General features: G+C 72.2%; 20 protein-coding genes. 10 read left to right on the top strand and 10 right to left on the bottom strand.

The features are described from left to right. Window positions 1-105: 105 nt before the first annotated feature. The 5 genes from ACZ66Z_RS07765 to ACZ66Z_RS07785 are packed head-to-tail and all read left to right on the top strand — an operon-like array spanning window position 106 to window position 5,620. Complete coding sequence (locus ACZ66Z_RS07765) at window positions 106-1,242, top strand: hypothetical protein (protein WP_469933087.1); 1,137 nt, start codon at window positions 106-108, stop codon at window positions 1,240-1,242. Next, on the top strand, window positions 1,239-2,456 hold the full coding sequence (locus tag ACZ66Z_RS07770) for a toxic anion resistance protein (RefSeq protein ID WP_469933088.1): 1,218 nt from the start codon (window positions 1,239-1,241) through the stop codon (window positions 2,454-2,456). The genes ACZ66Z_RS07765 and ACZ66Z_RS07770 overlap by 4 nt, the downstream gene beginning before the upstream one ends. Then, window positions 2,453-4,129, top strand: coding sequence for a substrate-binding and vWA domain-containing protein (locus ACZ66Z_RS07775; RefSeq protein ID WP_469933089.1), 1,677 nt, complete (start codon window positions 2,453-2,455; stop codon window positions 4,127-4,129). The genes ACZ66Z_RS07770 and ACZ66Z_RS07775 overlap by 4 nt, the downstream gene beginning before the upstream one ends. Then, window positions 4,116-4,706, top strand: a complete 591-nt coding sequence (locus tag ACZ66Z_RS07780) for a hypothetical protein (protein WP_469933090.1) — start codon at window positions 4,116-4,118, stop codon at window positions 4,704-4,706. The genes ACZ66Z_RS07775 and ACZ66Z_RS07780 overlap by 14 nt, the downstream gene beginning before the upstream one ends. A gap of 17 nt (window positions 4,707-4,723) precedes the next feature. Continuing rightward, on the top strand, window positions 4,724-5,620 hold the full coding sequence (locus ACZ66Z_RS07785; protein ID WP_469933091.1) for a poly-gamma-glutamate hydrolase family protein: 897 nt from the start codon (window positions 4,724-4,726) through the stop codon (window positions 5,618-5,620). Between the two features lie 124 nt (window positions 5,621-5,744). On the opposite strand, the gene ACZ66Z_RS07790 is transcribed toward ACZ66Z_RS07785, so the two are convergent. Then, window positions 5,745-7,580, bottom strand: a complete 1,836-nt coding sequence (locus tag ACZ66Z_RS07790; protein WP_469933092.1) for a phosphoenolpyruvate carboxykinase (GTP) — start codon at window positions 7,578-7,580, stop codon at window positions 5,745-5,747. Window positions 7,581-7,821: 241 nt separating this feature from the next. On the opposite strand from ACZ66Z_RS07790, the gene trhA reads away from it, so the two are divergent. Both trhA and ACZ66Z_RS07800 read left to right on the top strand, forming a co-directional pair. After that, window positions 7,822-8,508 carry a PAQR family membrane homeostasis protein TrhA gene (trhA, locus tag ACZ66Z_RS07795; protein ID WP_469933093.1) on the top strand — a complete coding sequence of 229 codons (687 nt, stop codon included), beginning with the start codon at window positions 7,822-7,824 and terminating at the stop codon, window positions 8,506-8,508. A gap of 56 nt (window positions 8,509-8,564) precedes the next feature. Beyond that, window positions 8,565-9,158 carry an acyl-CoA-like ligand-binding transcription factor gene (locus ACZ66Z_RS07800; protein ID WP_469933094.1) on the top strand — a complete coding sequence of 198 codons (594 nt, stop codon included), beginning with the start codon at window positions 8,565-8,567 and terminating at the stop codon, window positions 9,156-9,158. Here ACZ66Z_RS07800 and ACZ66Z_RS07805 read toward each other — a convergent pair. The 3 genes from ACZ66Z_RS07805 to ACZ66Z_RS07815 are packed head-to-tail and all read right to left on the bottom strand — an operon-like array spanning window position 9,141 to window position 11,331. Next, entirely contained in the window at window positions 9,141-10,160 is a 1,020-nt protein-coding gene (locus ACZ66Z_RS07805; RefSeq protein ID WP_469933095.1) for a glycoside hydrolase family 26 protein, read from the bottom strand. The genes ACZ66Z_RS07800 and ACZ66Z_RS07805 overlap by 18 nt on opposite strands. Window position 10,161: 1 nt before the next feature. After that, window positions 10,162-10,809 (bottom strand): vitamin K epoxide reductase family protein, encoded by a 648-nt coding sequence (locus ACZ66Z_RS07810; protein ID WP_469933096.1) that lies wholly within the window; start codon window positions 10,807-10,809, stop codon window positions 10,162-10,164. An 18-nt stretch (window positions 10,810-10,827) separates the two neighbouring features. After that, entirely contained in the window at window positions 10,828-11,331 is a 504-nt protein-coding gene (locus ACZ66Z_RS07815) for a DUF5949 family protein (protein ID WP_469933097.1), read from the bottom strand. Between the two features lie 150 nt (window positions 11,332-11,481). On the opposite strand from ACZ66Z_RS07815, the gene ACZ66Z_RS07820 reads away from it, so the two are divergent. Both ACZ66Z_RS07820 and ACZ66Z_RS07825 read left to right on the top strand, forming a co-directional pair. Next, on the top strand, window positions 11,482-11,883 hold the full coding sequence (locus ACZ66Z_RS07820) for a tyrosinase family oxidase copper chaperone (RefSeq protein ID WP_469933098.1): 402 nt from the start codon (window positions 11,482-11,484) through the stop codon (window positions 11,881-11,883). Continuing rightward, window positions 11,867-12,733, top strand: coding sequence for a tyrosinase family protein (locus ACZ66Z_RS07825; RefSeq protein WP_469933099.1), 867 nt, complete (start codon window positions 11,867-11,869; stop codon window positions 12,731-12,733). Before ACZ66Z_RS07820 ends, ACZ66Z_RS07825 begins: the two co-directional genes overlap by 17 nt. Window positions 12,734-12,795: 62 nt before the next feature. Here the strand turns inward: ACZ66Z_RS07825 and ACZ66Z_RS07830 are convergent, their stop codons facing one another. The 6 genes from ACZ66Z_RS07830 to ACZ66Z_RS07855 form a co-directional block, all read right to left on the bottom strand. Next, complete coding sequence (locus ACZ66Z_RS07830; protein WP_469933100.1) at window positions 12,796-13,083, bottom strand: chaplin; 288 nt, start codon at window positions 13,081-13,083, stop codon at window positions 12,796-12,798. A gap of 298 nt (window positions 13,084-13,381) precedes the next feature. Further along, window positions 13,382-13,894, bottom strand: coding sequence for a hypothetical protein (locus ACZ66Z_RS07835; protein ID WP_469933101.1), 513 nt, complete (start codon window positions 13,892-13,894; stop codon window positions 13,382-13,384). Between the two features lie 117 nt (window positions 13,895-14,011). Then, window positions 14,012-14,896: a hypothetical protein gene (locus tag ACZ66Z_RS07840; RefSeq protein ID WP_469933102.1), complete on the bottom strand. Its 885-nt coding sequence runs from the start codon at window positions 14,894-14,896 to the stop codon at window positions 14,012-14,014. A 232-nt stretch (window positions 14,897-15,128) separates the two neighbouring features. Next, the gene (locus ACZ66Z_RS07845) at window positions 15,129-15,392 is read right to left on the bottom strand and encodes a hypothetical protein (protein ID WP_190155047.1); all 264 of its coding nucleotides are present in this window, start codon (window positions 15,390-15,392) and stop codon (window positions 15,129-15,131) included. Between the two features lie 222 nt (window positions 15,393-15,614). Continuing rightward, window positions 15,615-16,280 (bottom strand): hypothetical protein, encoded by a 666-nt coding sequence (locus ACZ66Z_RS07850; RefSeq protein WP_469933103.1) that lies wholly within the window; start codon window positions 16,278-16,280, stop codon window positions 15,615-15,617. 274 nt (window positions 16,281-16,554) lie between these two features. After that, window positions 16,555-16,794, bottom strand: a complete 240-nt coding sequence (locus ACZ66Z_RS07855; RefSeq protein WP_469933104.1) for a chaplin — start codon at window positions 16,792-16,794, stop codon at window positions 16,555-16,557. Window positions 16,795-17,176: 382 nt separating this feature from the next. Here ACZ66Z_RS07855 and ACZ66Z_RS07860 point away from each other — a divergent pair, with 382 nt between their 5' ends. Beyond that, on the top strand, window positions 17,177-18,235 hold the full coding sequence (locus ACZ66Z_RS07860; RefSeq protein WP_469933105.1) for a DUF3344 domain-containing protein: 1,059 nt from the start codon (window positions 17,177-17,179) through the stop codon (window positions 18,233-18,235). Window position 18,236: the final 1 nt, after the last annotated feature.

An 18,236-nucleotide genomic window follows, 5' to 3' on the forward strand; every position in this document is an offset into this window, starting at 1 on the left:
GCGACGCCGAACACCCCGGAGACTCCCCGGGATCCGGCGCCCCCCGCTCCGGTTCGGTACCGGGATCGCTCCTTCACCCCCCGTACACCCGACTCCCCCCGGAACGTGGGTTTCCGCGAGCACGCTGCCCGCGTGAGACGCATCCTGGGAATCGTCCTGGCCGTCCTGCTCCTCGGCGGCGTGGCCGCCGTCCTCGTGACGGGCGGCGACAAGGACACGGGCACGGCAACGAAGACCGTGCGAGGAGTCATCGGATCGGAGAAGGCCGAGTTCTTCGCCGATCCACAGGTGGTGAAGGCCCTGGCCGCCAAGGGCTTCACCGTGGGCACCGAGACCTCCGGGTCCTGGGACATGGAGGAACTGCCCCTCGACGGCTACGACTTCGCCTTCCCGTCCTCCAAGGGACCGGCCGACGAACTGCGCGCGAAGGCGCAGGAGCGGGCGAAGGACAAGGCGGCGGGCGCCCCGCTGCGGCCCTTCTACTCGCCCCTCGTCGTCGTCGCGCACAGCGCCGCCGCCCAAGTCCTCGCCGGCAACGGCCTGGCGACCCTCGGCCCGCGCGGCACGAACGGCACCCTGAGGATGGACGCCTACCTCGCGGCGGCCCGCGCCGACCGGACCTGGCAGCAGCTCAAGGGCTCCGCCGGGCACGCCGAGCTGAGCGGCACCCTCTTCATCACCTCCACCGACCCGGTCGCCTCCAACTCCGGCGCCCTCTACCTCGCCGCCGCGAGCTACGTCGCCGACGGCGGGCGGGTCGCCGGCGACGAGGCCGCCGTCACCCGCACGGCCCCGCTCCTGCGCAAGCTGGTCCAGGTGCAGGGCGCCCAGCAGTCCGGCTCGGACGCGCCCTTCCGGGACTTCATCAGCGGCGTCGGCAACCCGCTCGTCCTCGTGTACGAGTCGCAGGTCGCCGCCCAGCTGCTCGCCGGACGGCCCATGGGCGACCTCGTCGTCCTCTACCCGGACACCACGGTCAACAGTGACCACACGCTCGTGCCGCTCACCGAGAACGGCCGGAAGCTCGGCGAACTCCTCTCGAACGAACCCGAGTTGCGCAGGCTGGCGGTCCGCCACGGCTTCCGTCCGCAGGGCGCGGCGAGCGAGTTCACCGCCGCGACCGAAGGCCGCACCGAGTACCTCAACCAGACGCTGACCGGCGTCCGCCAGGCGCCCGTGCCCACCAGCGAGGTGCTGCACGAGATGGCGCTGCGGGCCCGCGACCAGGGGGACACCGCATGAGCACGCCCGACGATCCGAGAAGGACGATGGCCCTGACACCGCCCGAGCACGACACCCCGCTCGTCCTCACCCCGCCCGAGCCCGTGCCCGTCGTCCGCGCCGAGCAGGCCTCCGGCCTGGTGCCGCTGGACGAGTCGGCCCGTACGGAGATGGCCCGCCGGGCCGAGGAGTACGTCGGCTCGCTGTCCGGGCTCGACCCGCGCTCACCCGAGTTCGCCGGCCGGATCGGCGAGATAGCGGCGCTCGGCGCGGGCGAGATGCGCTCCGCCGCGCAGCAGTCGAACCGGATGCTGGACCGCACGATCCGCTCCCTCGGCGAGGGCGCGGGCGGCGGCGACGCGCAGACCCGGGTCGGCTCCTCCCTCGTCGAACTGCGGCGCACGGTCGAGGACCTGGACCCCCGCGCCACCCCCGGCAAGGGCCTCAAGGGGCTGCTGTCGAAGCTCCCTGGCGGCAACAGGCTGCGCGACCACGTCGCCGCGTACGCCTCCTCGCAGGCCACGCTGAACCGGATCGTCGGTTCGCTGCGCGGCGGCCAGGACGAACTGCGCCGCGACAACGCCGCGTTGCAGACGGAGCGGGCCCGGCTGTGGGAGACCATGGGCAAGCTCCAGGAGTACGCGGTGCTCACCGACGCGCTCGACGCGGCCGTGGAGGAGCGCATCGCCCTCACCGCGGACCCGGCCCAGGCGGACGCGCTGCGCGCCGACGTCCTCTTCCCGGTCCGGCAGAAGCACCAGGACCTCCTCACCCAACTCGCCGTCTGCGCCCAGGGGTACCTGGCGATGGACGTGGTCCGCCGGAACAACGACGAGCTGATCAAGGGCGTGGACCGGGCGGCGACGACGACCCTGTCGGCGCTGCGGATCGCGGTGATGCTCGCCTCCGCGCTGGAGAACCAGCGGAAGGTCACCGAGCAGGTGAACGTGCTGCGCTCGACGACCGAGGACCTGATCCGGGGCAATGCCGAGATGCTGGCCGGTCAGGCGGGCGAGATCCAACGGATCGCGGCGGACCCGGCGGTGGGTGCCGAGACGCTCCGCACGGCCTTCCAGCAGATCTACCGGACGCTCGACGCCATCGACACGTACAAGGCGCGGGCGACGGAGTCGATGGCGGCGACGGTCGAGTCGCTGACCGCCGAACTCCAGGAGGCGAGCGCCCACCTGGACCGCAGCCGCCGCACCGGCGCCCTCGAAGGCGGCCTCGGATGAACCACGACGCCACCCGCCCGGCCGCCCACGACACCTCCCGCCCGGCCCCTCCCCCGACCGCCCCGAGGGCGGCCCGCCGCACCGCCGTCCGGCTGCGCCGCACGGCCGTCCGCACCGCGACCGCCGTCCTCGCGCTCGCGCTCCTCGCCACCGCCTGCTCCGGCGGCGACGGCGGTGACGGCGGCGGCGACCGCCCCGACGGGCACGGCACGGAGTACGAGGCCGGCACCCTCCGGGTCCTCGCCTCCTCCGAACTGGCCGACATGGGCCCGGTCCTCGACGAGGCCGCCGAGGCGACCGGGGTCACCGTCCGCCCCACCTACGCCGGCACCCTGGACGCCGTCGAGCGCATCGCGTCCGGCGAGGCGGACAAGGGCTACGACGCGGTGTGGCTCTCCTCCAACGACTACCTCCGGCTGCGCCCGGACACGGCGAGGAAGATCACCGACGAGACCCCGGTCATGACCTCGCCGGTGGCGCTCGGGGTGCGGCCCGCCACCGTCACCCGGCTCGGCTGGGACCCGGCGAAGGTGACCTGGTCGCAGCTGCACCGGGCCGTCGCCGACGGGAAGCTGACGTACGGCATGACGGACCCGAAGCGCTCCAACTCCGGCTTCTCCGCACTCGTCTCGGTCGCCTCCGGGCTCTCCGGCGCCCAGTCCGCGCTGACCGGGCAGGACGTCACCCGGGCCACCCCGCGCCTGAAGGAGTTCTTCACGGGCCAGAAGCTGACCTCGGGCTCCTCCGGCTGGCTGGCCACGGCCTACGCCCGCCGCACCGACGTCGACGCCCTCGTGAACTACGAGTCCGTGCTGCTGTCCGCGCCCGAGAAGCTGACCGTGATCCGGCCGTCCGACGGGGTCGTGACCGCCGACTACCCGTTCACCCTGCTCACCTCCGCCCGCCCCGAGGCGAAGGAGGCGGCGGACCGGCTCACCACGTACCTGCGGACCCCGGGCGCCCAGCGGCGGATCACCGAGACGACCCTGCGCCGCCCGGTGGTCGCCGGGGTCCGCCCGGCCTCGGCACTCGCCCGGGACCAGCGCCGCGAGCTGCCGTTCCCGGGCAGCCGGGCGGTCGCCGACGGCCTGCTCGACGCGTACGACAACAGCCTGCGCCGGCCGTCCCGCACGGTCTACGTGCTCGACACCTCGGGCTCCATGGGCGGCGAGCGGCTCGACCGGCTGAAGTCGGCGCTCACCGAGCTGACCGGCGACTTCCGGGACCGGGAGGAGGTCACCCTGATGCCCTTCGGCTCCTCGGTGAAGCAGGGCGAGGTCCGTACGCACACGGTCGACCCGGCCTCGCCGAAGGCGGCGCTCGACGCGATCCGCGCCGACTCGCGGAAGCTCTCGGCCTCCGGCGGCACGGCCGTCTACTCCAGCCTCCAGGAGGCGTACCGCTTCCTGGGCAGGGCGCCGTCCGACAGCTTCACCTCGGTCGTCCTGATGACGGACGGGGAGAACACCGACGGCGACCCGGCGTCCGCCTTCGACGCCTTCTACCGCTCGCTCCCGGCTGAGCAGCAGCGCACCCCGGTCTTCCCGATCCTCTTCGGAGACTCCGACCGCGGCGAGCTCGACCACGTCGCGGGCCTGACCGGCGGCAAGCTCTTCGACGCGACCCGGGGTTCGCTCGACGGCGCCTTCGAGGAGATCCGTGGGTACCAGTAGCCGCCTGCTCGGGTACGTCGAGTCCCGGAAGAACCTGACCGGCAGCGCCTGCGGCCTGGCCGGGGTCGGGATCGCCCTCACCGGCGCGGCGGGCGGCCTCTGGCCGCTGGTGGTGGCGGGGCTGTACGCGGCGGGGGCCCTGATCGCCCCGCCCGAGCGCCCCGACACCCCGCACTTCCCGGACGCCGACGAGCAACTCGGCGCCCTGCGGGCCGACTTCACGAAGCTGCGCGCGTACCTCACCGAGGTGGAGCTGCCGCCGTCCTCCCGCGACCGGCTCACCGAGCTCGACGCCCTGGTCGAGGCCCTGCTCGCACCGGGCCGGGTGAGCGACCCGGACCACCTCCACGTCCTCGCCCGCGCGGTGCGGCAGGACGTCCCGGAGGCCGTCGACGCCTTCGTGCGGACGCGGTGGTGGTCGCGGGTCGCCCCGGGCGCGGAGCCGCCGGAGCGGCACCTGGAACGCCAGTTGTCGCTGCTGCGCGAGGAGATGTCCGACGTCGCCACCGCGCTCCGGCAGGCGGAGGCGATCCGCCAGGAGATTCACACCCGGTACCTGGAGGAGCGCGGACCATGATCAGTTATGTTCCGCACATGACACTTTCCGAGCGCACCGCGTCCCGCCGCACGGTCCTGACGGCCTTCGCCGCCGCCGCTGCGGCGGGCACCCCCCTCCTGGGCCAACTGGCCACCGCCGCGCCGGCGTTCGCCGAGGACGTCGAGTACGCCCACAACACCGCCCTGTACAGGGACCCGAAGCTGGTCGAGGGCACCGCGTACAGCCGTCGCTACCGCCGCCACGAGAAGTTCGACCTGAAGCAGAGCGAGAAGTACGACTTCCCGCGCACCGCGATCCTCGCCCTGCACGGCGGCGGCATCGAGATCGGCACCAGCGAGCTCGCCCTGGGCATCGCCGGCTACAGCCCGGGCGACGCCGCCGGCGCCCCGGTCCTGCCGACCACGTACGACTACTGGATGTTCGAGGGCCTGCTCTCCGGCGGCAACTCGGCGCTGCACGTCACCTCGAAGAACTGTGACGACCACGTCGCCCTGTCCATGGCCAGGAGCCACCTCAACGTGCTGTCGCTGCACGGCTGCAAGTACGACCAGCTGGGCATGCCCGAGCCCATGGTCTGGCCGCCGAGCACCGATCCCCGGCTGGCCGTCGTCGGCGGTCTCAACCCGGCGTTCCGCACGGCCCTGGTGAACGAACTCACCAAGGCGGGCTTCCCGGCGATCGACGCCTTCGACCCCCGGTACGGCACGAGGCTCGACGACTTCAACGGCAGCCACGTCACCAACCCGTGCAACCTCACGATGCTCGGCAAGGGCGCCCAGATCGAGATGACCACGGAGCTGCGCCAGAGCCTCTTCGACGACCCCTCGTCCCGGTCCGCCCGTGCGGCCACCTGGAACGGCGAGTTCGTGAAGTTCCGCGACGCCTGCCGTCGCGCCATCGCGACCGTCGAGGCCGACCAGCCGATCCTGTAGCCGGACGTGCGCCGGCCCCCGGGGCCTGAGGGGGCTCCGGGGGCCGGTTGCGTCGTGGTGGGCCGTCGTGACCCCACTGGTCAGGGCGGTGTTTCGGGGCAACCCACCACGAGTCTCGGGGGAACTAGCCGAGGCGCTCCACGAGGGCGCGGTGCTCGTCCCACAGCTCCTTCGGCGTGTGGTCGCCGAAGGTGTTCAGGTGGTCGGGGACGAGGGCGGCCTCCTCGCGCCACACGTCGCGGTCGACCTTGAGGAGGAACTCCAGGTCCTCGGCCGGCAGGTCCAGGCCGTCGGTGTCGAGGGACTCGGCGGTCGGCAGGATGCCGATCGGGGTCTCGACGCCCTCGGCCTTGCCGTCGAGGCGCTCGACGATCCACTTCAGGACGCGGCTGTTCTCGCCGAAGCCGGGCCAGACGAACTTGCCGGCGTCGTTCTTGCGGAACCAGTTCACGTAGTAGATCTTCGGGAGCTTCGACGCGTCCCCCTTCGCCGCGGCGGTCTGGCCCACCTTGACCCAGTGGGCCATGTAGTCGCCCATGTTGTAGCCGCAGAACGGCAGCATGGCGAAGGGGTCGCGGCGCAGCTCGCCGACCTTGCCCTCGGCGGCGGCGGTCTTCTCGGAGGCGACGTTCGCGCCGAGGAAGACACCGTGGTTCCAGTCGAAGGACTCGGTGACCAGCGGGACGGCGGAGGCGCGGCGGCCGCCGAAGAGGATCGCGGAGATCGGGACGCCCTTGGTGTCCTCCCACTCGGGGGCGATCGTCGGGCACTGGCCGGCCGGGACGGTGAAGCGGGCGTTGGGGTGGGCGGCCGGGGTCTCGGACTCCGGCGTCCAGTCGTTGCCCTTCCAGTCCGTGAGGTGCGCGGGGGCCGTCTCGGTCATCCCCTCCCACCACACGTCGCCGTCGTCGGTGAGCGCGACGTTCGTGAAGACGGAGTTGCCCCAGAGGGTCTTCATGGCGTTGGCGTTGGTGTGCTCGCCGGTGCCGGGCGCGACGCCGAAGAAGCCGGCCTCGGGGTTGATCGCGTAGAGGCGGCCGTCCTCGCCGAAGCGCATCCAGGCGATGTCGTCGCCGATGGTCTCGACCGTCCAGCCGGAGATCGTGGGCTCCAGCATCGCGAGGTTGGTCTTGCCGCAGGCCGACGGGAAGGCGGCGGCGACGTACTTGGCCTCGCCCTGCGGCGGGGTCAGCTTGAGGATGAGCATGTGCTCGGCGAGCCAGCCCTCGTCACGCGCCATGACGGAGGCGATGCGGAGCGCGTAGCACTTCTTGCCGAGCAGGGCGTTGCCGCCGTAGCCCGAGCCGTACGACCAGATCTCGCGGGACTCGGGGAAGTGCGAGATGTACTTGGTGGTGTTGCAGGGCCACGGCACGTCCTCCTGGCCCTCCTCCAAGGGGGCGCCGAGGGTGTGGACGGCCTTGACGAAGAAGCCGTCGGTGCCGAGCTCGTCGAGGACGGCCCGTCCCATGCGGGTCATGGTGCGCATGGAGACGGCGACGTACGCGGAGTCGGTGATCTCGACGCCGATGGCGGAGAGCGGGGAGCCGACCGGGCCCATGCAGAAGGGCACGACGTACATGGTGCGGCCGCGCATGGAGCCGCGGAAGATGCCCTTCTCGCCCGCGAAGATCTCCTTCATCTCCGCCGGGGCCTTCCAGTGGTTGGTCGGGCCCGCGTCCTCCTCCTTCTCGGAGCAGATGAAGGTCCGGTCCTCGACGCGCGCGACGTCGGACGGGTCGGAGGCGGCGTAGTACGAGTTCGGGCGCTTGACCGGGTCGAGCTTCTTGAACGTCCCCTTGGCGACGAGCTCCTCGCACAGGCGCTCGTACTCGGCCTCGGATCCGTCGCACCAGACGATGTCGTCCGGCTGAGTGATCTCGGCGATCTCGTTCACCCAGGAGACGAGCTCCTGGTGCTGGGTGGGGACGTCGGTGGGAGCCGCGTTGTCGCGCGCCACGATTGCTCCTTGAAGAGGGGTTTTCAGATGTATGCCCCGTGGGGGCCGCGACCCGGATGCTTCGTAGCTGCTCATCCGGTGCCGACCGCACTCATTTGATCATCCGATGGTTACGCCCATATGTCCAGGGGGGTGCACATGTGAGCATCGCCACTCATGTCCGGTACCCGCGGACGCATGACCGAGGGGTGTCCCGCCCGATCCGCCCCGGGCGACGGGACACCGCCTAGGATTCGGTGTCATGACTGCAGCCACGCCGGAAGTGACACCGACCGAGCGCGCCCTGCCGCTCCCGACGAAGCCCCGGCTCAGAGGCTGGCTGCACGCGGGCATGTTCCCCGCCGTGATCGTCGCGGGCCTCGCCCTCGTCGCCCTCTCCGACTCGCCCCGCGCCCGCATCGCCTGCGGGATCTACGCCCTCACCGCCTGCCTCCTCTTCGGCATCAGCGCGCTGTACCACCGCGGCGACTGGGGCCCGCGCGGCGAGGCCGTGCTCCGGCGCCTCGACCACGCCAACATCTTCCTGATCATCGCGGGCACCTACACCCCGCTCACCCTGCTGCTGCTCCCCGACTCCACGGCGAAGCCGCTCATGTGGGCGGTCTGGGCCGCGGCCGCCGCCGGCATCGCCTTCCGCGTCTTCTGGGTCGGCGCCCCTCGCTGGCTGTACACGCCCTGCTACATCGCGATGGGCTGGGCCGCCGTCTTCTTCCTGCCCGACTTCATGCGCGCGGGCGGCATCGCCGTCCTCGTCCTCGTCGTCGTCGGCGGCCTGCTCTACAGCGCGGGCGGCGTCATCTACGGCATCAAGCGCCCGAACCCCTCACCGCGCTGGTTCGGCTTCCACGAGGTCTTCCACTCGCTGACCCTGGCGGCCTTCGTCGTCCACTACGTCGGCATCTCGCTGGTCGCCTACCGGCACGCCTGACCGACACGCCCGGTCGGCCGCTCGTCCGACCCTCCTGACCTGGGACAATGACGGTCATGAGCCTGCGCGAACGGAAGAAGGCGAAGACCCGCGCGGCGATCCGGAAGGCCACCTACCGGCTCGCCGCCGAGCAGGGCTGGGACGCCGCCACCACCGAGCGCATCGCCGCGGCCGCCGAGGTCTCCCCCTCCACCGTCGTGCGCTACTTCCCGGCCCGGGAGGACATCCTCCTCACCGCCGAGAACGACGCGGAACTCGAAGCCCGGCTGCGCGCCCGCCCCGCCGCCGAGGACCCCCTCGCGTCGCTCCGGGCGGTCGTCCTCGAAGCCGTCCGCACCGCCCTCGACGAGGAACCCGAGGAGACCCGGCTGCGCGCCCGGCTCATGGTGGAGATCCCCGCCGTGCGCGCCCGGCTCGCCGAGACCACCGCGGTCACCGGCCGCCGCCTCGCCCGCGCGATCGCCGACCGCACCGGCCGGGACGCGGACGACCTGGAGGTGCGGGTCTTCACGGCGGCGGCCCTCGGCGCCCTGCGCGAGGCGACCCTGTACTGGGCCGAGCACGGCGGCACCGACGACCTCGTCGCCCTCCTCGACCGGACGGTCGACACCCTCGGGAACGGCCTGACGCCCTCAGGGCCGCCCGCCTAGCGCGGCCCGCACGATCCGCGCCGACTCGGGATTGTCGGCGCACTCCCACACCCCGTGCGGGCAGTAGTCGGTGACGGTCTGGTACACGGGCCGGTGCGCCGCGAACCAGTCCAGCATCCCCCGTACGTACGCCGGGTTGTCGCCGTTCCTGAAGAGCCCCCACTCCGGGTACGAGACGGGCTTGCCGTGCGCCGCCGCGAAGCGCACGTGGTGCGCGAGCCCGTACTCCTCGTCCACCTGCTCCTCGAAGGAGAGCCCGGCCGGCTGGTCGTACGCGTCCATCCCGAGGACGTCGACGACGTCGTCGCCCGGGTAGCAGTGCGGCCAGGGGATCGCGTCGCGCCCCCGGCTCGGCGTGAAGTCGAAGCGGAACCGCTGCCCCGGCACGTCCCGCAGCACCCCCACCACCCGCCGCCAGTACGCCTTCCAGGCCGTCGGGTCCGGTGCGCAGCGGTGGCCGTACGTGGTGCCGTTCATCTCCCAGCCGAGCACCAGGACCGCGTCGCCGAGTCCGTGCCCCACGAGCCGCTCCCCCAGGGTCCGGAAGTGCCCGTCGTACGCCCCGTCCGCGCCCCGGCGCAGCCCGGCCCGCACCTCGGCGTCCGGAAGACCGGCCTCGTTGCGGTCGAGCATCGGCACGTTCAGCACGAAGAGGCGCCCCGGCCGCTCGGCCTTCCAGCGCGCCCAGGGCCCGAACAGGGCCGGATGCCCCTCGATGTTGGACCAGCGGTCGCCCGGCAGGTAGGTGTGGCCGACGGTCAGGGAGTCGCCGCCGAGCCAGGCCTGCACCTGTGCGATCCGGCGCACCCCGGCCTCGTCGGAGCCGGTGAAGAAACCCGAGGGGACGCCCGGCAGCGGCCGTTGCCCGGGTGCGGTCCCCGTCCCGGCGTGCCGACCGCCCGGCACGAGCCGGTCGGGCAGCAGGAGGAGGACGACAACGGCCGCGAGCAGCACGGTCAGTGCGGCCCGCGGCCAGGTGAACCAGGCGGGGAGGCGGTTCACGTCAGCTCGTCCAGAAGTCCCACCAGCGGGTCAGGATCAGCATCCCGATGATCCCGGCGTGCAGGACGGGCAGGGCGAAGGCGAACTCGCCGAGGAAGGTCCGCAGCCCCGCCGGCGCGGGCAGCAGGCGCTCCCGGACGTTGTGCGCGGTGACGTACCAGAACATGGTGAGGGTGGCGGTCCAGGCCAGACAGCACCACAGGCAGAGCGCGTTGATCTCGTACAGCGACTGGTACATCAGCCAGGTGCAGAAGCCGACCCCGAAGAGCATCCCGGCGTTGAGGCCGAGCCAGAACCAGCCCCGGTAGCGGGCCCCGGCGAGCAGCCCGGCACCGACGGCGACGACGACGGCGTACGTGACGAGCCCGAGCATCGGGTTCGGGAAGCCGAACACCGCCGCCTGCTCGCTCTTCATGATGTTGCCGCAGGACACGACCGGGTTCAGGCTGCACCCGGGCTGGAAACCGGGGTCCTCCAGGAGCTTGAACTTGTCGATCGTGATCACCCAGCCGGCGAGCACGCCCGCGGCCCCGGTGACGAGCAGCAGCCAGGCCAGGGCCCGGCTCGCGCCGATCGGCCCGCCGGTCTCCCGCTCGGTCCCGTCCCGCCGCCGCCCCGGCGCCCCGCTCCGTACGTCCACCGTCGCCATGACGCGCCCCCCTCCCGCTCAGCCCTGGACGCGGCGGACCGGCAGCAGGACGTGGGCGCAGTCGGCGAGCATCTCCTCGTCCGCGACGAAGGCCCGCAGCCGCGCCTCGTCGACGGGCTCTCCGGGCACGCCCTCGGACCAGGGCCGTACGGAGCAGAGGAAGTAGACCTTGCCCTCGGCGCGGGCGGCCGCCTCCCACTCGTCCGGCACCGGGCACTGGACCTTCAGGAAGGGCAGCGTGAGCACGGCGGAACCGCCCTCGACGAGCAGCGAGGCGTTGATCCCGGCGTCCTTCTCCAGGTCGAAGAGCCGGTCGCCGACCGAGAGGTTCATCGACTCCAGGGCCGCGCGCATCGCCTGCCGGCCGGCTTCCGGGCCGTCCCGGCCGTCACCGAGCGAATACGCCATCAGGAACGGCGTTCCCGCCGAGTCGGCGGAGGGCTCGCTGGCCCACGGAATCACCGTGAGAGTTCCCAGCGGAGAGGCGCTGCGCGCCGAGGAAACGACGTCGGAAGTGGTCATGCAACCGGATGCTAATGCTCCAACCGTCCTTTTCCCGCTCCGCTTTCACCCGAACGGCCGACATTCACCCCACTGGCATTTCCGCCGCAACGAACCCGGGTTTTCATCGTTGTGCCCTGAGGGCATAAGCCGACCACCAGGAGATCACTGATGATCGTCCCGCGCCGCGTCGCACTGCGGTCCTTGTTCGCCCTTGCCGTCACCGCCTTCACGGGCGGTGTGCTCGGCCGTGTCGCGAGCCGACCGGAACCGGGGGGCACGCGCGATCCGCACGCCTTCGACGAGACGTACCGGGGCCGGCGCATCCTGGGCTTCTCCGGCCCCGGCGGCGAGCCGACGGCCCTCGTCGACGGCCGGCCGCTGCACCTGATGCGCTGCGCCGACGGCGGCTACGTCACTCCGATCGACCACTACGAGTCCTGCCCGACGCCCCTGGCGGCCACCCGCGCGGCCGTGGACGAACTGGGCACCGCCCGGCTCTCCCCCCTCGCGGGTGCCCACGGCGTCCCCACCGACCCGACGGGAGGGAGCCCGCGTGGTGTACACGCGTAAGAACCAGCGCGACCTGACCGGCGCCGAGCGCCGCAGGTTCGTCGCCGCCGTCCTGGAGCTCAAGCGCACCGGTGCGTACGACCGCTTCGTCCGCACCCACATCGACCACTACACGGCCGACGGGGAGGGCCGGCTCCGGACCGCCCACATGACGCCGAGCTTCCTGCCCTGGCACCGCAAGTTCCTGCTGGAGTTCGAGACGGCCCTGCGCCGGATCGACCCGACGGTCTCCGTCCCGTACTGGGACTGGACCCGGGACAACTCCCCCGCCTCCTCGATCTGGCGCGAGGACTTCATGGGCGGCAACGGGCGCCGGGCCGACCTCCAGGTGATGACCGGCCCGTTCGCGCACTCCGCCGGCCGGTGGGCGATCACCCAGTCGATGACCGACACCCGTTATCTGACCAGGGACTTCGGCCGCCCCCGCGACCCGATCACGCTCCCCACCGCGGCTCAACTCGACGAGGTGATGCGCGAGCGGGTGTACGACGCCGCGCCCTGGAACTCGACGAGCGCCACCGGCTTCCGCAACACCCTGGAGGGCTGGGCGCCCGGCCGGGGCAACGAGCGGTTCCGGATCCACAACCGGGTGCACCGCTGGGTGGGCGGCCTGATGCTCGGCGGCGGCTCCGTGAACGACCCGGTCTTCTGGCTGCACCACTCCTTCGTCGACCTGGTCTGGTCGCGCTGGCAGCAGCGGAACCCCGGCGCCGCCTATCTGCCGGCGGAGCCGCCGCCCCTGGGCGACGCGCAGCACCGCAAGGTCGTCGCCCGGCACGAGCCGATGGCGCCCTGGGGCGTGACCCCGGCGTCGATGTTCGACCACAGCCGGATCTACCGGTACGCGTGAGCCCCGCACGCGAATGTCCCCCCGGCCGGGCGGCCGGGGGGACATTCGCGTGAAACGGGGGATCAGCCGCCGTAGCCGCCGTCACCGTTGCTGTGGCCACCGCCGTTGCCGTCGGCGTTGATGCAGGTGTTGCCGAACGCCGGGTTCAGCAGACCGATGACGTTGACGGTGTTGCCGCAGAGGTTGATCGGGACGTGGATCGGAACCTGGACGGCGTTGCCGGAGGCGACACCGGGCGAGTGGGCGGCGACGGCCCCGGCGCCGGCGTCGGCGACGGCCAGGCCGGCTCCGCTGAGGGCAACGGCACCCGTGCCGGCGAGAACGGCGGCAGCCTTCGCGATGCGAGACATCAAGAACTCCTTGGGCTGGAAAGCGACCGCAGGAATCACGGCCGTCACTTCCGTTCAACGCCGGTCACCGTGACGGGTCACGGCCATTGGGCCGAACGGGACGGAGGAAAACCGAAAAATGGCCCGCGACCCGAATGCCGTCCGCCGTCGGATACGACGGGACGCCTTCGGCCCGCGGGCCGCGGCCATGCGACAAGCCTTCTCTTGCAACGACCGACGGCCCTTGGGGTGGCGGGGAAGAATCGTGCCTTCACCCGCCCGGTCACCGGTCGTACGCATGAACGGGGACGCGAAGGCGTCAGCCCGCGTCCGGCACCAGACCCAACTGGGGGTCGAGGGCCCCGCTGAGCACCGGGGTGAGGAGGCCGAGCTGGGGCTTCGCCAGGTCCGGGAGTCCGGCGAGCCCGTTGCCGCGCGGGGCTTCCACCGGGTTGCCGACGACGGCGCCCGGGGTGGCCGCCTGCATCTCCGAGTGCGGGTTGCTGAGCAGGGCGCGACCGGGCTCGCTGCCCTTGAGGAGCTCGGGCAGCGGCGCGTCGACGACGGTCTCCGGCAGGGTGCCGGTCAGCGGAACGCTGGGCAGGGCGACGTCCGGGAGCGCGCCGACGCCCTTCTGGAAACCGGTGGGCGCGCCGGGCATCGGAACGGGAACGCCGGTCGCCACGGTCGGCGCGTCCATCGGCAGGACCGGTTCCAGGCCCTGGAGCGGGACGATCACCGGAGCCTCGACGGCGGCGGCGGGAGAGGCCAGGGCGGCGGAGGCGAGTGCGGTCATGAGGAGCCCCATGCCGGCGTGAGAACGCAGAGTCATGTGAGGAGAACGAGTCCCTCGGCCGAAACGTCGCGGGACTAACCCGTGTGCAGCAACGCGCGGGGCCCTCACCGGTGAAGGCGGGGGCCCCGGTTGACGCGGTTCCGGCAGGTGGGCTCAGTGCCGGCGGGCGAGCCGTCCGCCGCGGAGGTAGACGACGCCACCGCCGATGACCAGCGCGGCACTGATCGCGGCGGCACCCATGAGCGCGGGGTCCATACCGGTCCCGGGCAGCTCCCCGCAATCGTGATGCGGACCCTGCTCACAAGTGGGGTGACCGGTGGGGTGCTCGGTCGGGTGCTCGGTCGGGTGCTCGGTCGGGTGCTCGGTCGGGTGCTCGGTCGGGTGATCAGTCGGGTGACCGGTGGGGTGCTCGGTCGGGTGATCAGTCGGGTGACCGGTGGGGTGACCAGTCGGGTGACCGGTGGGGTGCTCGGTCGGGTGATCAGTCGGGTGACCGGTGGGGTGGCCCGTCGGGTGACCAGTCGGGTGACCGGTCGGGTGCTCGGTCGGGTGACCGGTGGGGTGGCCGGTCGGGTGACCAGTCGGGTGCCCGGTCGGGTGACCAGTCGGGTGCCCGGTCGGGTGACCAGTCGGGTGCCCGGTCGGGTGACCAGTCGGGTGCTCGGTCGGGTGGCCCGTCGGGTGCTCGGTCGGGTGATCAGTCGGATGGCCCGTCGGGTGCTCGGTCGGATGTCCCGTGGGGTGGCCCGTCGGCCCCGGCCCCTCGCCGTAGCCGCCCGGCTCCTCGCCGTAGCCGTCGGGGTCCTCCGCCTGGTCGCAGAGGTCTCCGACGGCTGCCGCGACGGCCCCGCCGAGCTCCATGGACTTGCCGCAGACGTCCGCCGGAAGGGTGGCCCGGACATGGCCGGCCCTGCCGGCGCCGGGCCCGTCGCCCGTGCCGGAGTGGGAGTTCGCGGCCAGGGCGAAGCCCCCGCTCAGCGACAGGATGCCGGTCGCTGCCGCCGCGGTGAGTACTTTCCTGCTGATGATGGACCGCATACCGCTCTTCCTCTGGAGAAAGGGAGACCGGCGAGGATCCCCCCTCGCTCCGACCGGTCTGATCCGCACCGACGTTCACGTGGGATCGGCCAGAGGGTATGGGTCGGCGCCCGGCGCACAGCCGGGGCCACACGGCAGCTGATCAGAAAATCATTCGATCAGCCGACCGTGAGGAACGGCGGCCCGGAGGTCCGCCGTAAATGCCCGCGGGGCAGGCGTCACCGAGGTGACGTCAGCCGCCCAGGGGGAGGCCGCCGAGCAGCGAGGCGCCCTTGGTGGCGGTGTTCAACTGCTCCGCCGCCTTCGTCACGGTCTGGACCGGGGAGCCGTCCGTGGTGCTGCTCAGCATGTCGCTCTTGAGCCCGTTGGCGGCGATCGCTTCGAGGCCGCCGTTCAGGCTGGTGGGGGTCAGCGCCTCCGTGGCCATGGCGGGCGCGGCGGCGCCCAGGGCCATCAGCGAACCGGCGACGACCGCGGCGACCTTGGTGGGCTTCATGGAGTGAATCCTTCCTCTGTGCTTTCAAGTCACGTTCCGTACAGGGCTCTTGGCGGAATCCTGTACATCGTTCTGCTTCTGTAACGAGGAGTGGGCGCGCCGGAAACTCCGGGAGGAAGGATTTCTCGGTACTGCACCCGATCGATGCGGCCGGTGCTATTTGCCGATCGCACACGCCCGTACCGGCCCGGCGGAGGCCGGGCCGGTACGGGGCGCGGGGCGCTACCGGACGGGCAGCGGGGGCTTGACCGGCAGTTCGGGCGCGGTGGCCGGGAGCGCGGGCGCTCCGGCCGGGTCCGGCGCGGGCAGCCCGCCGCCGAGCACGGTGGAGACGACCAGGTTGACCAGCGAGGTCAGCGTGGAGGTGACCTGCGGTACGAGACCGCCGGTGCCGCCGGAGGTGACGGTGGCGAGCAGGGCGGCGACCGCCTTCTCGACGCCCGAGAGGGCGTCGGACACGAGGTCCGCCGGGGCGGCCCCGCCGGACGCCGCCGTGTCGGTCGCGACGGGCAGGGTCACGGGCGGCTTCGCCGGGAGTCCGGCGGCCGGGGGCGTGACCGGAAGGTCGGGGGCGGTGGCCTTCGCCTGGTCGACCGCTGCGGCGATCTCGGCCTTGAAGGCCTCGACGTCGGTCGTGGACAGCCGGCCGGAGTCGGCCTCGAGGGCGGCCGTGACGAGTTCGGCCACGGGGGCCGTCACCGGGCCGAGCTCGCCGAGCGCTTCGGCCTGGTCCAGCAGGGCGGCGGTGTCCGGAAGGGGCTCGCGCACGGCCCGGTCGACCGTGGAGGACGGGTGGTGTTCGTCGGCGAAGGCGGATCCCGCCGTGCCGAGGGTGAGGGCGGCGGATATCGCCAGGGCGGTGAGGTGGCGTGTGGCCAGGGGACGCATATGTGTTCCTTTTCCTTATGCGTCGGACAACTGCCCTCTCACGGTGCCTGCGGGTATGGCCGTCCGCAACCGCGGGACTACGGAGCGCCACGCCTCCGTTCGGGTGAATCCGCCCCCGGGCCCTGCCCTCGAAGGGGCGTACGCCGTTGCACCGGACGGCGCACGAGGGTGCGTCCGAACGAGTACCGAACCAGTGACGGCGAGGAAAAAGCCGGTGCGCCCACCCCGGCGGGTGGGCGCACCGGCTTCGGAAGGACCGATCAGGCGTGCGAGATCAGGCGTTGACGCAGGTGTTGCCGAAGGCCGGGTTCAGCGCGCCGATGACGTTGACGGTGTTGCCGCAGAGGTTGACCGGGATGTGGACCGGGACCTGGACGACGTTGCCGGAGAGGACACCGGGGGACTTCACGGCCGCGGCCTCGGCGCCGGCGTCGGCGGCGGCGACACCCGCGGCACCGGCGACGGCGGCGGCGGCGGTGGCGGTCAGGGCAACGGCCTTGGCGATACGGGACATGGGGAGGTGCTCCTCGATCGAATTCATCCAACTCGGACTGCGCGGACTGTTCGGCCCGGCTCTCTCAACAACGCTCCGGCTTTTCATCGGTTGCTCTCCCGAACGGGTGACGTTCAACCGATCTTTGGGCCATAAGAGGGCCATTGGAGGGACTGGGCGCGGAATGGCGCAACACGCTCAACGAGGAACCGGGCGCCCGGATACGGGAGTTAGCGTTTCCGGGCATCTAATGCTTACTATCGCCCCGCATCGGGGTTATAACGTTCCCGAACGTTGCTTCCGGGCCCGCCGCGCGTTCACTCATTTCGTGCGGACGACACCTTCATCTTCCCCGGCCTGCTCGGGTCTTCCCTCCCTTCTCTCAGCAAAGCGGAGAACCTGTATGCGGAATTCAGCGGTTCTTGCGGTGCGTCGCAGCGTGTTGTGCGCCGTGTCGTGTGCGGCCCTGGCCGCCGCGCTGCCCGGCGCCTCCGCAGCCGCGCCCAGGCCACGGGAGGCGGCCCGCGTCCCGTTCACCGCCCGCCACCAGGCCGTCCAGCACGGTGGGATCGTGCGCGCCGCCAACACCTCGGTGAAGGGTGCAGGGGGCACCGAGTCGGTCAACGACGGCGCCTCGATCAGGTACGTCGACGTGGACGACGACCCCCACACGTACAACTCCAGCCGCGCCGCGCTCGCGGTGCCGGCGGGTGCCCGGGTCACCTGGGCCCGGCTCTACTGGGGCGGGAACCTGCGGGTGGGCGAGCAGAAGCCGCCGAAGGACGACGGCCGCGTCCTGATCGCCGAGCCCGGGGGGCGGTACAAGGCGCTGTTCGCCGACTCCGTGATCGGTCACCGCACGGCCGACGGGGCCGACGCCTTCCAGGCGTCCGCCGACGTCACGGAGCTGGTCCGCCGGTCGCATCCGGGGCAGTGGACCGTCGCGCAGGTCAACGTGGCGATGGGCCGCTCCCCGGTGGGCGGCTGGGGCGGCTGGACGCTCGTCGCCGCGTACGAGAAGGCCTCGGAACCGCTGCGCAGGATCAGCGTCTGGGACGGTTTCGAAACGGTCGGTCCGCGCGCCGGCGAGCTGCGCGTCCCGGTCGACGGAAACCGTTTCCCCCGGGGCGTCCCGGGGCGTCTCGGGCTGATCGCCTACGACGGCGACCGCGGGACTTCCGGGGATTACCTGTCGGTGGAGACGAGCCGTTCGAAGAGCACCCGTCTCTCCGATTCCGCCAATTCCGCGGACGACGTCCTGAACTCCACCGTCACCGAATTCGGCGCCGGTCGTACCGTGCGCCGACCGGATCGTGCGAACACCCTCGGGTACGACTCCGACGTGTTCGACCTGCGGGGCGCGCTGCGCTCCGGGGGCGACCGGGTCCACGTCCGGATCGGCAGCCGGAAGGACACCGTCTGGCTCGGCGCGGTCTTCCTCCAGGCGGACGTCCGGCGCTGAC

The sequence above is a fragment of the Streptomyces sp. NPDC107498 genome, from assembly GCF_055582805.1.

Bases quoted from the DNA above. Each gene is read 5' to 3' on its own strand.
- ACZ66Z_RS07770 (WP_469933088.1), top strand. From the start codon at position 1,239: ATGAGCACGCCCGACGATCCGAGAAGGACGATGGCCCTGACACCGCCC.
- ACZ66Z_RS07775 (WP_469933089.1), top strand. From the start codon at position 2,453: ATGAACCACGACGCCACCCGCCCGGCCGCCCACGACACCTCCCGCCCG.
- ACZ66Z_RS07785 (WP_469933091.1), top strand. From the start codon at position 4,724: ATGACACTTTCCGAGCGCACCGCGTCCCGCCGCACGGTCCTGACGGCC.
- trhA (WP_469933093.1), top strand. From the start codon at position 7,822: ATGACTGCAGCCACGCCGGAAGTGACACCGACCGAGCGCGCCCTGCCG.
- ACZ66Z_RS07800 (WP_469933094.1), top strand. From the start codon at position 8,565: ATGAGCCTGCGCGAACGGAAGAAGGCGAAGACCCGCGCGGCGATCCGG.
- ACZ66Z_RS07810 (WP_469933096.1), bottom strand. From the start codon at position 10,809: ATGGCGACGGTGGACGTACGGAGCGGGGCGCCGGGGCGGCGGCGGGAC.
- ACZ66Z_RS07815 (WP_469933097.1), bottom strand. From the start codon at position 11,331: ATGACCACTTCCGACGTCGTTTCCTCGGCGCGCAGCGCCTCTCCGCTG.
- ACZ66Z_RS07820 (WP_469933098.1), top strand. From the start codon at position 11,482: ATGATCGTCCCGCGCCGCGTCGCACTGCGGTCCTTGTTCGCCCTTGCC.
- ACZ66Z_RS07830 (WP_469933100.1), bottom strand. From the start codon at position 13,083: ATGTCTCGCATCGCGAAGGCTGCCGCCGTTCTCGCCGGCACGGGTGCC.
- ACZ66Z_RS07835 (WP_469933101.1), bottom strand. From the start codon at position 13,894: ATGACTCTGCGTTCTCACGCCGGCATGGGGCTCCTCATGACCGCACTC.
- ACZ66Z_RS07840 (WP_469933102.1), bottom strand. From the start codon at position 14,896: ATGCGGTCCATCATCAGCAGGAAAGTACTCACCGCGGCGGCAGCGACC.
- ACZ66Z_RS07845 (WP_190155047.1), bottom strand. From the start codon at position 15,392: ATGAAGCCCACCAAGGTCGCCGCGGTCGTCGCCGGTTCGCTGATGGCC.
- ACZ66Z_RS07850 (WP_469933103.1), bottom strand. From the start codon at position 16,280: ATGCGTCCCCTGGCCACACGCCACCTCACCGCCCTGGCGATATCCGCC.
- ACZ66Z_RS07855 (WP_469933104.1), bottom strand. From the start codon at position 16,794: ATGTCCCGTATCGCCAAGGCCGTTGCCCTGACCGCCACCGCCGCCGCC.
- ACZ66Z_RS07860 (WP_469933105.1), top strand. From the start codon at position 17,177: ATGCGGAATTCAGCGGTTCTTGCGGTGCGTCGCAGCGTGTTGTGCGCC.